We start from the raw sequence: 13,383 nt of genomic DNA, 5'->3' as shown, positions 1-13,383 counted from the left end.
CTCAAGCCCTAGGAAACACCAAGCGCGTTAACGTTCCATTCACTGGCAGGCGTTTTCGGCGCGCGCCGCTTGTCGTCAACCGCTCGGCGGGCGCTATCCATCACGGTCGCCTGCACCTCGGCCCGCTCAGTTTTCGCTGTGCGCTCGGCCATGCCGGCATCGTGTCGCGGAAACGTGAAGGCGATGGCGGAACCCCTCTTGGCCGTCACCCGATCCTGTTCGGCTACCGCCGCTCAGATCGCGGCTGGCGGCAAACCGGTCCGCTCTCGCTTTATTCGATAAAGCGCAATGATGGATGGTGTGACGCGCCAGACCATCCTGCTTATAACCGGTTAGTCCAACGGCCTTTCGCGGCAAGTTGCGAGAAAATGGCGCGTGCGGATCGGCTTTATGATTGCTGTGTCGTACTCGATTATAATTACTGCCGGCGCGTGCGCCATGGCGGCAGCGCAATCTTCTTCCACCTCGCCGAGAAAAACTATCCTCCGACCGAAGGATGCATCGCGATTGCACCACGGGACATGGCGCGCCTGCTACCCTATCTGACATCTGGCCGCATGCTGATCGTGCGGCGATAGCTGAGGTGGTCTGATGGCGCGCGCTTTTTTGATCGTGATGGATAGTTTTGGCATCGGCGGCGCGCCGGATGCCGCCGAATACTATAATGGCGAGCATAGCGATGACGGAGCGGCGACCTTCCAGCATATCGCCGAAGCCTGTGCGCAAGGCCGCTGCGACACAAAGGACAGAAGCGGCCCATTGCGCGTGCCCAACCTGAAAAAGATGGGGATCGGCCATGCCGCCCATCAGGCGACGGGAGAGTGGCCGGACGGGTTTTCAGAAGAAACTGACCTCATTGGTCGAGCCTGCGCGGCGACCGAGGTTTCCAAGGGCAAGGATACGATCAGCGGTCATTGGGAGATCGGCGGTGTGCCGGTGCCGTTCGACTGGGGCTATCTGCCGAAGACGATACCCACCCTGCCCGACGATGTGCGCGACGGCATGATCGCCGCTGCCAACCTGCCGGGCATCCTCGCCGATCGTCACGCCGAAGGACTGGGCGTCATCGAAGAATTCGGACAGGAGCATATCGAAAGCGGCAAGCCGATTGTCTACACCTCGGCCGACTCCGTGATCCAGATCGCCGCCCATGAGAAACACTTTGGGCTGGAACGGCTCTACGATCTGTGCGAAGCCACCCGCAAGCTTGCTGATAAATACAAGATCGGCCGTGTTATCGCCCGCCCCTTTTTGGGTGAAAATCCCGAAACGTTCGAACGCACCGGCAATCGAAGGGACTATTCTGTGCCGCCGCCCGAACCGACGGTTCTGGATCGGCTGGAAGGCGCCGGCCACGCTGTGCGGGCCATTGGCAAGGTGGCCGATATTTTCGCCCATCGCGGCGTCACCGATACCCGCAAGGTGTCCGGCCACCCGGCGCTGATGGAAGAAACTCTCAAGGCGCTCGACGAACTGCCCGATGGCGGCTTTGCTTTCATCAATTTCGTCGATTTCGACCAACTCTATGGCCACCGGCGCAATCCGGCCGGCTATGCCGCCGCACTGGAATGGTTCGATGCAAGGCTTCCGGAAATTCTGGGTGGGTTACGCCCGGACGATCTTCTGATCATCACGGCTGATCATGGCAACGATCCCACCTGGACGGGCACCGATCACACGCGCGAACGCGTTCCGGTGCTCATGACCGGCGCGGAAACCGCGCCGGGGCTTGCCGTAATGCGCGAAACCTTCGCAGATATTGGCGAGACAATCGCCAGCCACCTGCGCATTCCGAACGGAACACATGGCCAGCCGATCGGTCGGGTCTGATTGGTTGAGATGATTAAACGCCCATCCAGCCGAGAATAGCGCCCTGTATCAGCGCGACACCGAGCCAGTGCCCTGCATCGATCACGGTCAGGGTCCAGGAGAACCCCTGATAGCGCTGGTTCACCGCGATAGTCGTCAGCATGAAGCCCAGCCACGCCAGAAGACCCGATAGCAGCCCTTCGGATATACCCATCGCGCCGTCCGTCGCATGAAAAATGATTCCGGTCAGAACCCAGGCCATCACCAATTCGGCGACGAAGGACACGATGAAGGGCGTAGGATCCTTGCGGTTCATCGCTTCCGTATTGACGCGGGCGACGCGTATCCATGGCTTCGAAAGCGCCATGTACCATGCCGCTCCAAAGGCGAACGCGGCGATTGCCGCGACAAAAATGGCCAGCCAGTTCACAGTCATGATCGCCTCCCTCAACGAATTCCGCCAAGCTGGACCGACTGAGACGGCGGGTCAATGACACGCTGTCAGCTTAGCCGTATCGCACCCGCAAATCGTCGAGCACCTCGCTATCGATGCGCCCGTCATAATGAATCCGGTTATCGTAATTGGCTTCGCCCATGAAGCGGGCCAAACCATCCGTATCGGCTTCGACCCAGCCATCGCCGTCAGATGTTTCGTAGCCCTGCCGCTTCATAAGCGCCTTCAGGAATTCGGCGATCTCACCTTCGATTGTCACCATCTTATCGGGTTCGGAGGAAAAATAGGACAGCCGATGAAGTTTGAAGCACCGCGCCAGTTCTTCAATCGGCTCCTCATGATCGTAGATATTGATATCGACCATGCGGTCGGAGAGGCCCCCATAGCCGCCTTCCTCCTTGACAACGAGAAGGCCGGCAGCCTGTTGGCCGCGCAACTCGCCGCCCGCATCCCGTCCCGCCCGCAGCGCCGCGATCAATCTGTCGGGTAATCGCAGTTCACACGTCGCCTCGTATGCCATGATCATCGCAGTCAGGACGTTTTCGCCAGCGAGGGCATTTCCGCCGACCAGACATTCCTTGCCCGGTATGCAAGCGGCAAAGCCGTTCCAATTGTCCATCGCGGCACCGGTATGACCAACCCCTTCGCCATGCATCGCCATGACGCCGAACTGCCGCTCCGAGACGCCGTCGAGGTCGCGCACCGCGATAGTAACGGCTTCATCTGCTTTCGCACCGCGCCCGATCAGATCGAGGATCTTGGCGGCGGCCGACGGATCGGCGAAGCCCTGCGTCGTCACCGCGCCGACACCACCGCGCCCGTGCAGAACGACCGATGAAACGCCAGGAAACTTTGATTGGACGGCACAACCGATTTCGCCCCTGTCCCTGTCGCGGCCGATAATCGAATAGGTCATGAGTGATCTTGTCCTTTCCACTGCCAAACCGTCGTGCGCTTTATCTCAGCATCCTCAAGTGCACGGCTTACCGGAACCTCATAGCAAGCCATTTCAATGATGCCCCGCTTTGGCAGATAGGCCCGACCCGGATCGCCGATCAAAACCCGCGCCCCGCGGGAGGCGAGGGTATCGAACCACGGCGTGAGCGTTTCGGCCATTGATTTGTCGTAAAAAACGTCGCCGGCAAGAACGATAGGCCACCCCTCGTCGTGTCCGACTAAATCGTTTTCGGTAAATTCGACTGCAACATCATTGGCCCGAGCATTGAGCCGAACGGCGGCGGCGCAGAAAGGATCGACATCGGCGGCAAGAACACGCGCAGCGCCAGCTTTCATTGCGGCAATCGCGACCAGTCCGCTGCCCGTGGCGAAGTCGAGAACGGATTTTCCGGAGACGATCTCGGGGTGATCGAGCAGGAATCGGGCGAGTCCCTGCCCACCGGCCCAGGCAAATGCCCAGAAAGGCGGGGGTAGACCAATCGCTTCAAGCTCGTCTTCTGTCTTCTGCCAGAGCGCGATGGCTTCATCGGCGAGATGAAGTGTGATTTCGGGCACGTGCGGTGGTCTATGCGGCACGGTGTTGGCCAGAATGAACGCTTCCGCACTGGCTGGCGTCACCATATCGACTTGCCGCGCCGCGCCCGGTCAGACCGGCTTCAGGCTGTCGGGATCGATGCCGCCCATCCGGCAGACTTCAGCCCACTCATCCGCCTTCACCGGCTGCACGGAAAGGCGCATCGAGGTTACCAGGGACATCTCCGAAAGGGCTTCGTTCGCTTTGACATCTTTCAGCGTGACCGGGTCGGGCATAGGTGCAAGAGCGCGGATATCGACGCATTCCCAGCGCGCATCGTCGGTCGTTGAGTCCGGATGGGCAAGTGCGCAGACTTCGCAAATTCCAACGACCTCCAGCCCCTTGTTGGAATGGTAGAAGAAGCCGCGATCGCCCACCTGCATCGCTCGCATATTATTGCGCGCCTGATAGTTACGGACGCCGTCCCACTCCTCTCCCCGCTTGCCTTTAGCAACGAGGTCGTCCCAAGAGAACTTGAACGGTTCGGATTTGAACAGCCAGTATTGCATCAGGCCGCGTCCTGTGGGTTGCCGACAACCCATTTCCACGCCTTGATCTCGACTGCGGAGAAAAGTCCCGCTTTGGCGTAGGGATCGTCGGCGGCTATCGCTTCTGCGGCCTGGCGGTCGGGCGCCTCGACGATTAGCATGGAGCCGGTCATTGCGCCGCTATCGTCGAGAAAAGGTCCCGCAGCGACAACCTCCCCATCACCCGGATAGGATTTCAGCCAGGCCAGATGCTTCTCGCGCGTCTCCATGCGAAGAGAAACGCTGTCCGGCTTGTCGGTGCAGATAAGGGCGTAGTGCATGAACTCTCTCTCCGGTTGGGTCAGATATGGTCTTCGGGCTTGACCGGCCGCGCCATCAGGCTGGCGACCAGTTCGCGGACGGAGCTTTCACCTGCCAGAAGAGCCACAGTGGCATCGATGATTGGCGTATCGATATCATATCGATCGGCGAGTTTTGCCGCGATCGAAGCGGTTGCGACGCCCTCCGCCAGCTTTAGCCCGTCAGTGGATTCGCCGCGTCCCAGGGCGGCACCGTAGGTGAAATTGCGCGACTGTTCCGAACTGCATGTCAGAATGAGGTCGCCAAGACCAGATAGCCCCATCAGCGTATCTGCCTGTCCGCCAAGCGCGACGCCGAGGCGCCGCAACTCAACGAAACCGCGTGTCACGAGTGCGGCCCTGGCGCTGGCCCCGAGATTGGCGCCAGCGGCTGCGCCGACCGCGATCGCCAGCACGTTCTTCAGTGCCCCGCCGGCCTCGACACCGACAAGATCATCGGTGGAGTAACAGCGGAAAGCCGGGGCACTGAGCATCTCGGCAAGATGCTGTGCCAGTTCACCGTCAGCTGAAGCCACGGTGACGGCGGTCGGCAGGCCACGGACCACATCGGCGGCGAAGGATGGGCCGGAAAGAGCAGCAAGCGGCGCATCGGGCAAGGTTTCTGCGGCCAGCTCACTCACCAGCTTTCCCGTGTCCTGCTCGATCCCCTTGGCACAGAGAACCAAGGGCGTGCCCTTCGGCAGATCGGCAGCAGCCTCAGCGAGCACCGTACGCGTCGCTTGAGCTGGGACCACCGAAAGAACGAGCGCTGCATCCGATAAAGTGTCACTCAGCGAGTCCGACGCGTTGAGCGTCGGCGGGAGGAGCACATCGGGCAGGTAGCGGCGATTGGTGCGATGATGGTCAATTTCTGCGGCAAGCGCGCTATCACGGGCCCATAGACGCACTTCGTGGCCCGCATGGTGGGCGGATACGGCCAATGCCGTGCCCCACGCGCCAGCACCCAGCACCGCGACAGGACCTTTTGTTGGTTCAACGCTGCTCACGCCTTGGCTCCTCTTTTCCCCGATCCCACGACAGGTGTGGCGCTTTCGTCCAATGGCCAGCGCGAACGCGGCGCCATTGCGAAAACCGCTTCAGGATCGGGCGTCAATCCCGCCAGCAGCCGCTCCATACCGGCATGAGCGATCATCGCGCCATTATCGGTGCAGAGCGCCAATGGCGGCGCAACAAACCAAAACCCTTTTTCCCGGCAAAGGGCCTCCAGCCCGTTCCGCAGAAAGGAATTGGCGGCGACGCCCCCGGCGACGACCAGAACCGGCGACGCAACCGAGGGATAATCGCGGGCAAACCGGTCGAGCGCGCGGCCAACCCGGTCGCTCAGCGTATCGCGCACCGCTGCCTGAAAGGAGGCACACAAATCGGCGACATCCTTTTCACTGAGCGGCGCGACGCTTTGCGCCGCCTGACGCACTGCGGTCTTCAGTCCCGAAAAAGAAAAGTCCGGACGATCCGTTCCCTTTAAAGGCCGCGGCAGCGGAAAGCGGTCTCCATCCCCGGCAAGCGCCGCCTTCTCCACATTTGGCCCGCCTGGATAGGGAAGGCCAAGCAATTTCGCTGTCTTGTCGAAAGCTTCTCCGAGCGCATCATCGATTGTTGTGCCGACCCGTTCGTAATCGCCCACGCCACGGACGAGCACAATCTGCGTATGGCCGCCGGAGACAAGCAGCAGCAGATAGGGAAAAGCCAGCCCGTGCGTCATGCGGGCAGTCAAGGCATGGCCTTCAAGGTGGTTGATCGGCAAAAGCGGCAGGTCAGCCCCAAAAGCCAGCGCCTTGGCCGTGGTAAAGCCCGCCATGAGCCCGCCGATGAGACCGGGGCCTGCCGTCACCGCGATGGCATCGAGATCGGGAAGTTCAACGCCAGCATCCTGAAGAGCCGCTTTAATGATCCCGTCGAGTGCGGCGACATGAGCGCGTGCGGCAATCTCCGGCACCACGCCGCCAAATGCCGCGTGCTCTTCGATCTGGCTCAGGACGATATTGGAAAGCAGCCGCGTCTCTGGCGCGTGACCGCCATCGGAGCCCGCCCCCGACAGCACGGCGGCAGCGGTCTCATCGCAGCTTGTTTCGATACCGAGAACCAGAAGCTCGCCGGCACGTTTCGGCGGAACCGTAACAGGGAATTCAACTTCAGCGGCTGGGTTGTCGGGCATCTTCGCTCGGTTTATGGCAACGGCGGCGCGGCATGCGCCGAGCGGCACCTAACACGGACGGCATGGCGATGGAAACGGACCTTATCCGCATCGGAACCCGCGGTAGCGATCTTGCGCTGGCTCAGGCGCACGAGACCCGTACCCGGCTGATGGCGGCGCATGGTCTGCCAAAAGATGCTTTCGAGATCGAAGTCGTCTCCACTGCCGGCGACCGCATTCAGGACCGCCCGCTGGCCGAGGTCGGCGGCAAGGGCCTTTTCACGATGGAGATCGAGGAACGCCTCTCCGATGGCCGCATCGATCTGGCCGTGCATTCGGCCAAGGACATGCCAACCGAACTGCCGAATGGCCTCCATCTCTCCTGTTTTTTGCCGCGCGAGGATGCGCGCGACGCCTTCATTGGGCATTCGGCGCAAAAGCTGCTGGATTTGCCGCAAGGGGCCACGGTCGGCTCGTCCTCGCTTCGCCGACAGGCGCTTCTGCGGCGAATGCGTCCCGACCTGAACGTCGTTCTGTACCGCGGCAATGTTCCGACCCGACTGCGCAAACTCGCAGCCGGCGAGGTCGATGGCACGATGCTCGCGATGGCCGGCCTACGCCGCCTCAACCTGGCCGATCAGGTCACCGAGGCACTTCCGCTGACGAGCTTTCCTCCTGCGCCGGGCCAGGGCGCCATCTGTATCGAAAGCCGGATCGGCGATGAGCGGGTCGACGCCTTGCTCTTACCCATCGCCCATGAGGAAACGGCGTCTGCGCTCGCTTGCGAGCGTGCCTTTCTCGCAGCGCTGGACGGTTCGTGCCGGACCCCGATTGCTGGTCACGCCCGTTTTTCTGATGGCAAGATCCTCTTTTCCGGCATGATTCTGACACCGGATGGCAGGGATGCCCATGAGATCGAGACGGACGGCCCCGCCGCCGACGCTGCAGCGATAGGCCGGCAAGCCGGCGAAGAACTGCGCCGTCGGGCCGGGCCGGACTTTTTCGCCAGCTGGACCTGAACCGTGGCGCGCCGGCTGTCCGTACTCGTTACCCGCCCGATGCCGGGGGCCGAACGGACGGCGCGAGCCATTAGGGAGCATGGCCACGACGCCCATCTCCTTCCTCTGACGACGATATCCGGCCTCGATGCCGATCTGCCGCCCGCCGAGGGTTTTGACGCCGTTATCCTTACAAGCGCCAATGCAATACGCCACCTGCCCAAGGCAAAAGCGTCCGGTCTCCGGCATCTACCGGTCTGGACCGTCGGATCGGCGACCGCAAACGCTGCGAGAGATCGTGGGTTTACCCATGCCGAGGCGCTTGGCGGCGACGCCGAAACGCTCACCGACACACTGATCGATAGAGCGCCGCAGCGCCTTCTGTATCTCGCTGGCAGAGTCCGTCGAAAGCATATTGAGGAGCGCTTGAGACAGGTAGGTATGGAGATCGTCACGAGGGAAATTTACGACACGCGCGAGAAGAATATTCCAGATACCGATCTGAACAATCTGCGCGCGATACCCATCGATGTTGTTCTGCTGACATCGACTTTGGCAGCGCGTCTGTTCCGAGCGCTCACCGAAAAGGAGCGCTTGGGCGAAAATGCTGTTCGCCTCTGCTTTTCCCGGCGAATTGCCGATGAGGCCGGCGGCACTTGCGAAATTGCAAGGAACGCCACCGAACAGGCCGCTTTAACGCTTCTCGATGAAATTGCCCGCCGATGAACACTAGCGATCTATATCAAAGCGCTGTTACAAGCTGGCGAAACGCAAATTTCGCGCTACGCTTATGACTTGGCGACATCGTTCCGCGATCCGTTGCCGGTGAATTTTTGTGGACCTTACTTTTCTCGGAGCCCCTGAATGGCGAAGAAGCCCGGCGACCGTCACTCCGCCGTCAATCGCGATCCCGTCACCATCGATCTGGATGGCGAAGACGTAAAGCGGCTGGACGAGAGTGAGACCGGATCGGATGGCGCGGCGGCGGAAGCAGCCGAACCGACACCCATGCAGCCCGATGACGTTCCTGAGCCCGAAGATGATCACGTAACAGCCGGATCAGGCGACGGTGACGAGGATATTTCGATCACCGAGAGTAGCGTCGAAGAACCATCTACCGACGTCATCGATGAACAGACCGGCGCGCAGGAAGGCGAGCAAGCGACAGCGAATGAGCCTGTGCTTGACGAAGTCGCCAGCGATTCCGCTGTCGCTGACCAGACTGCGGCCTTGGGAGAAACGACCGGAACAGGCGAAGCGGATCAAATGCGCCCTTCCGATCCGGAGACCGCCGAAACCGAAACGAAACATGGCAGACAACACGCCGAACCCGTTACCGCGACAGCGCCCGCCCGTTCAGGCATGGGCGGATTGACGGCGTTTTTGCTTGGCGCGCTTCTGGTGGCGCTCGCACTCGGTACTGCTGTGGGCCTCGGCTATATTCCACTGACCGGTGAACAACAGGCTGCCGGGCCGCAGATCGAACGGCTTCAGCAGGAGGTAGACGATCTGAAGGCTGGTCTTGCTGCGCAACTCGATACCGTGTCGCAAAACAATGCCGCTGCTGACGATCTTGGCGCTCTTCAGCAAGAAGTGCAGCAGTTGCGTGAGACGGTTTCAAGCGGAGGTGCCGGTGAAGAAGCAGGCCTCCAAGCTCTTTCCGACAGAGTTTCAGCGCTCGAAACCGCTGAAATCGACAACCAGACCGCCGCCGGCGCACAGCAGAACGCGGCGACTGACGAGACTCTCTCAAATATCGACCAACGCATCGCCAGCCTGCGGGAAGAACTGACAACCCTGCAGCAAAATCTGCAAAGTGCTGCGAGCGACCGGGAGGACGCCGCGACCAGGCTGGAACAGTCCCTGACGGAGATCGGTGACAGTTTTGAAAATCTTTCCGGCAGCATGACCGAGGCGCAAGAGCAAATTGGCGCCACGTCCGAAAAGGTCTCCGATCTGGATGGCCGCATTGCGCAGGTGGAGCAACTCGCCGATGCCAATCGCGCGCAAGAGGAAGTTGCGCGGGCGATTGCCGCCTCGGCTCTTCGAAGTGCGGTTGAAAACGGTCGACCCTTCGAAAACGAACTGCAGACGGCGCAGTCGCTCGGTGCCGGCGGCGAAGCTGTTGAAGCGCTCGCAACCTATGCTGACAGTGGCGTCAAAACCGAAGCGCAACTGGCTGAGGCCGTTCCAGACGTCGCGGACGCGATGCGCGAAGCTGCATCTCCTCAACCCGCTGCCGCAAGCGATGGCGGCCTGCTGGAGCAGCTTCGGGACGGTGCCAGATCGCTCGTCACGATACGCCGGGTCGGTGATCCGAAGGCAGAAGGGCCACAAAGCGCTATTACGCGGTTTGAAAACGCCGTCCAGGCGGGCGGGTTGAAGGAAGGACTTGTGGAGTATGAAACGCTTCCGCCCGATGTTCAGCAGACCGGAGATGCTTTCGTGAATGATTTGCGCGCAACCATTGAGGCTCGCGACAATCTTCCCGCAGTGATCAAAGCGGTCGCCACTTCTCGCGCGCCGACTGCTGACGCCACATCGACAGAAACGAGTGAGTTGCCAACTGCCCCGGGTCGCGAAACTTCCCCGCAAGACGCGCCTTCCAACGATGCTGGCCCGGCAGCAGCCGCCGATGCCGCACCGCAGGATGAACAGGTCGAACCCGCGACCACCGGGACGGAGCAGTCACGATGATCAAACTCGTCCTCTTTTTCCTGCTGGTGCTGGGCCTTGCCGGCCTTTTCGCGTGGGTGGCCGATCTGCCAGGCAGCGTCATGGTCACGCTATCCGACACTGAGCTGGAGGTCTCACTCCTTTTTGCCGCAGTCGCTATCGTTGCATTGATCGCCGCGACCATGATCGCCTGGTGGTTCATCAAGGGTATCATCCGCAGCCCCGAACGGCTGACCAGGCATTTCCGGTCGCGCAAGCGCGATCGTGGCTATCAGGCGCTTTCGACCGGCATGATCGCGATAGGCGCTGGCGATAGCGGTCTGGCCCGCAAGATGAATGCGCGCGCTCTGCAGAATCTCGACCCCTCAACGGAACCGCTTCTGCATTTGCTCGATGCGCAGACGTCTTTGCTCGAAGGCAATCACGACAAGGCCCGCCATAAATTCGAGGCCATGCTGGAAGACCCCGAAACTCGGCCGCTCGGTCTGCATGGGCTTTATCTCGAAGCGCAAAAGCTTGGCGAGACGCGAGCCGCCCGCCATTTTGCGGAGCTGGCTGCCAAGGACGCTCCGCAGCTTGATTGGGCGTCGCGCGCGGCAATGGAGGCGCGCACCGCCAACGCCGATTGGGATGGTGCGCTTACATTGCTGGACCGGCAGCTGGCGACCAAGCAGATCGCCAAGGAAATCTACGAGCGCCAGCGCGCCGTTCTGATGACCGCCAAGTCGATGGAGATCGTCGATACCGATCCGGCGCGGTCGAGGTCTCTCGCCGCTGAAGCCGTTTCCATGCAGCCGGAGTTCGTACCGGCGGTTCTGGCGCAAGCCAAGGCGGCAATCCGCAAGGGCGACACGCGCACCGCTGGTAAAGTTCTGGAAGCAGCCTGGAAGCGCGAACCGCATCCGCAAATTGGTGACCTCTATCTCCATTTGCGGCCGGGCGATCCGGTTCAGGACCGATTGATCCGCGCCCGTAAGCTTGAGCAGTGGAAGCCACAGAACAGCGTCGCGGCACTGGTGCTTGCCCGCGCACTTTACGAAGCTGGCGAATATGACGAAGCGCGCCAGAAAATCGAACCGGTCGTCAGGACCGAGCCGCGCGAAAGCGCTTTCCTTCTTCTTGCAGACATCGAGGATGAGCAGACCGGCGATGAAGGCCGTGTCCGCCATTGGCTCGCCCAAGCCGTCAAGGCGCCGCGTGACCCGGCCTGGACGGCCGACGGCTATGTCTCGGAGCACTGGGCGCCGATCAGCCCGGTTACCGGCCGTCTCGATGCGTTCGAATGGCGTGTGCCGGTCGAGCAGGTGCTGCCGCTTGTGGACGGCAAACCTGTCGGTGCATTCGAATATGACGCCACGGTGCCGGTAATCCCGATCATCGAGGCCGATCGCGCCATTCCCGAGAGCCGTCCGAACACCACTGTTGAGGATGTCTCCCTGTCAGTCGACGAGATCGAGCCTGACCTGCCGAGCGAAGCACCTGTCTCCACGGGCCCTGATGCCTCGAATGACGCGCCACCGCTCGCAGAAGAGCCGCTGGAACCGGTGTCCGCCGAGCCAGCGGTTGCGCCTATCCACCGGCCAGGCCCGCCGGATGATCCGGGTCCGGTCGGTCCCCCACCCCAAAAGGACAGTCGTTATCGCCTGTTTTAGCAGTCAAGATCCGTCATGTTACAACGTCTGACCGAACTTTTTCGTCTGCCCGATTCGGCAAACGAGAAAACGAGCGAAAGTGACATACGCCGCGCTGCTGCGGCGTTGCTGGTCATCCTCATGGATGCAGACGGCATCCGTCAGCCGGAAGAAGAAGCTCGGCTACGTGCCAATCTGGCGGCACGTTTCGGTCTGGATGAGGAGAGGATCGAAGCGCTCGTCGCAGAGGGTAAGTCCGCCGCCGCTGAGAGCGCCGATTTTTACGCGTTCACCTCTGTTCTCAAACGCGAGTTCGAGATCGGGGAGCGGAACGATTTTATCGGCATGCTCTGGGAAATGGCCTATGCGGACGGCATGGCCCATGAACTCGAAGACAATCTCGTCTGGCGCATTTCCGAATTGATGGGCGTCGCGGGACGTGAACGCATCCACCAACGGCAGGACGCCGTCGCGCGGCTAGGGGTTTCACTTAGGCCGCGCCCTGAAAGCGATGAGAGCGCGCCGCAATCCCGATGATCGAACCGCCGCTTCGGCCAAATGGTGATGAAAAGGTCGCATACAGACCGGTTCTTGTTATCCTGCACCAGGCAACGTCGTCCCCCGGTCGGGTCGGCATCCTGCTGCGCGAGATGGGTTTTCCACTCGACATTCGCCGCCCGCCCCTCGGCGATGCGCTCCCCTCCACGCTGGAGGGTCATGCCGGCGCAGTTGTGTTCGGCGGGCCGATGAGCGCCAACGACAATGAGGAGTTCATCCGGCGCGAAACGGACTGGCTTGCCGTTCCGCTCTCTGAAGGTCGTCCATTTCTCGGCCTTTGCCTTGGCGCGCAGATGTTGGTCAATCACCTTGGCGGGCGGGTTCACCCTCACGCCGAAGGCCGGGCGGAATATGGCTGGTACGATCTGGAGCCGACGAGCGACGGCTCTTCCTATATCGCCGATTGGCCGGCAAAAGTGCTGCAATTCCACAAGGAGGGTGTCGTCCTGCCAACGGGCGCCACGCTTCTTGCCAAAGGCGAAGATCATTTTCCGAACCAGGCCTTTGCTGTTGGGCCGAAGGCGATCGGAGTGCAGTTTCATCCCGAATTGACGGCGGTCATGCTGCATCGCTGGGTCGTCAAGGCCCACGAGCGATTTCAGATGCCTGGCGCACAATCTGCACGAGAGAGCCTTCAGGGCCGTCTCATCCACGACGCTCCCTTGCGGCAATTTGCAGTCACACTACTGCAGCGCCTCTTCATCGAGGCTGAAGCGTAACAAAAAGGCGGATCGACAACATCGAC

Annotated in this window: 16 protein-coding genes; 8 read left to right on the top strand and 8 right to left on the bottom strand. The window is 61.2% G+C overall.

All coding sequences use genetic code 11. The features are described from left to right. Nucleotides 1-8: 8 nt before the first annotated feature. Nucleotides 9-152 carry a hypothetical protein gene (locus NIM86_RS07485; RefSeq protein ID WP_253380531.1) on the bottom strand — a complete coding sequence of 48 codons (144 nt, stop codon included), beginning with the start codon at nt 150-152 and terminating at the stop codon, nt 9-11. On the opposite strand from NIM86_RS07485, the gene NIM86_RS07480 reads away from it, so the two are divergent. Both NIM86_RS07480 and NIM86_RS07475 read left to right on the top strand, forming a co-directional pair. Further along, a complete protein-coding gene (locus tag NIM86_RS07480) occupies nt 96-578 on the top strand; it encodes a L,D-transpeptidase (RefSeq protein ID WP_371872858.1) in 483 nt (160 codons plus the stop codon). The two genes, NIM86_RS07485 and NIM86_RS07480, sit on opposite strands and share 57 nt — an antisense overlap. A 13-nt stretch (nt 579-591) precedes the next feature. Then, nucleotides 592-1,830: a phosphopentomutase gene (locus NIM86_RS07475; RefSeq protein ID WP_253380527.1), complete on the top strand. Its 1,239-nt coding sequence runs from the start codon at nt 592-594 to the stop codon at nt 1,828-1,830. 13 nt (nt 1,831-1,843) lie between these two features. Here the strand turns inward: NIM86_RS07475 and NIM86_RS07470 are convergent, their stop codons facing one another. The 7 genes from NIM86_RS07470 to tsaD form a co-directional block, all read right to left on the bottom strand. Beyond that, entirely contained in the window at nt 1,844-2,245 is a 402-nt protein-coding gene (locus NIM86_RS07470) for a DUF1761 domain-containing protein (protein WP_253380525.1), read from the bottom strand. Nucleotides 2,246-2,315: 70 nt separating this feature from the next. Then, nucleotides 2,316-3,179, bottom strand: coding sequence for a DUF1028 domain-containing protein (locus tag NIM86_RS07465; protein WP_253380523.1), 864 nt, complete (start codon nt 3,177-3,179; stop codon nt 2,316-2,318). Continuing rightward, nucleotides 3,176-3,841 (bottom strand): methyltransferase, encoded by a 666-nt coding sequence (locus NIM86_RS07460; RefSeq protein ID WP_253380521.1) that lies wholly within the window; start codon nt 3,839-3,841, stop codon nt 3,176-3,178. Before NIM86_RS07460 ends, NIM86_RS07465 begins: the two co-directional genes overlap by 4 nt. A gap of 24 nt (nt 3,842-3,865) precedes the next feature. Next, nucleotides 3,866-4,303 (bottom strand): EVE domain-containing protein, encoded by a 438-nt coding sequence (locus NIM86_RS07455; RefSeq protein ID WP_253380519.1) that lies wholly within the window; start codon nt 4,301-4,303, stop codon nt 3,866-3,868. Further along, nucleotides 4,303-4,602, bottom strand: a complete 300-nt coding sequence (locus NIM86_RS07450; RefSeq protein ID WP_253380517.1) for a YciI family protein — start codon at nt 4,600-4,602, stop codon at nt 4,303-4,305. The genes NIM86_RS07455 and NIM86_RS07450 overlap by 1 nt, the downstream gene beginning before the upstream one ends. A gap of 20 nt (nt 4,603-4,622) precedes the next feature. Further along, complete coding sequence (locus NIM86_RS07445) at nt 4,623-5,627, bottom strand: NAD(P)H-dependent glycerol-3-phosphate dehydrogenase (protein WP_253380515.1); 1,005 nt, start codon at nt 5,625-5,627, stop codon at nt 4,623-4,625. Continuing rightward, nucleotides 5,624-6,796, bottom strand: coding sequence for a tRNA (adenosine(37)-N6)-threonylcarbamoyltransferase complex transferase subunit TsaD (gene tsaD, locus NIM86_RS07440; protein WP_253380513.1), 1,173 nt, complete (start codon nt 6,794-6,796; stop codon nt 5,624-5,626). Before tsaD ends, NIM86_RS07445 begins: the two co-directional genes overlap by 4 nt. A 62-nt stretch (nt 6,797-6,858) precedes the next feature. Between tsaD and hemC the strand changes: the two genes are divergently transcribed. The 6 genes from hemC to NIM86_RS07410 all read left to right on the top strand — a co-directional run bounded on the left by hemC (nt 6,859) and on the right by NIM86_RS07410 (nt 13,357). After that, nucleotides 6,859-7,794, top strand: coding sequence for a hydroxymethylbilane synthase (hemC, locus tag NIM86_RS07435; RefSeq protein ID WP_371872857.1), 936 nt, complete (start codon nt 6,859-6,861; stop codon nt 7,792-7,794). Between the two features lie 3 nt (nt 7,795-7,797). After that, a complete protein-coding gene (locus NIM86_RS07430) occupies nt 7,798-8,499 on the top strand; it encodes a uroporphyrinogen-III synthase (RefSeq protein WP_253380509.1) in 702 nt (233 codons plus the stop codon). Nucleotides 8,500-8,637: 138 nt separating this feature from the next. Then, the gene (locus tag NIM86_RS07425; protein WP_253380507.1) at nt 8,638-10,470 is read left to right on the top strand and encodes a COG4223 family protein; all 1,833 of its coding nucleotides are present in this window, start codon (nt 8,638-8,640) and stop codon (nt 10,468-10,470) included. Further along, entirely contained in the window at nt 10,467-12,101 is a 1,635-nt protein-coding gene (locus NIM86_RS07420; RefSeq protein WP_253380504.1) for a heme biosynthesis protein HemY, read from the top strand. Before NIM86_RS07425 ends, NIM86_RS07420 begins: the two co-directional genes overlap by 4 nt. Nucleotides 12,102-12,116: 15 nt before the next feature. After that, nucleotides 12,117-12,617, top strand: coding sequence for a TerB family tellurite resistance protein (locus NIM86_RS07415; protein ID WP_253380502.1), 501 nt, complete (start codon nt 12,117-12,119; stop codon nt 12,615-12,617). Beyond that, nucleotides 12,614-13,357: a glutamine amidotransferase gene (locus NIM86_RS07410; protein WP_253380500.1), complete on the top strand. Its 744-nt coding sequence runs from the start codon at nt 12,614-12,616 to the stop codon at nt 13,355-13,357. The genes NIM86_RS07415 and NIM86_RS07410 overlap by 4 nt, the downstream gene beginning before the upstream one ends. Nucleotides 13,358-13,383: the final 26 nt, after the last annotated feature.

This window comes from Notoacmeibacter sp. MSK16QG-6 (assembly GCF_024158145.1).
Classification (GTDB): Bacteria; Pseudomonadota; Alphaproteobacteria; order Rhizobiales; family Rhizobiaceae; genus Notoacmeibacter.
Note: the sequence above shows the minus strand (reverse complement) of the source record. Positions and strands in the feature narration are given on the sequence as shown.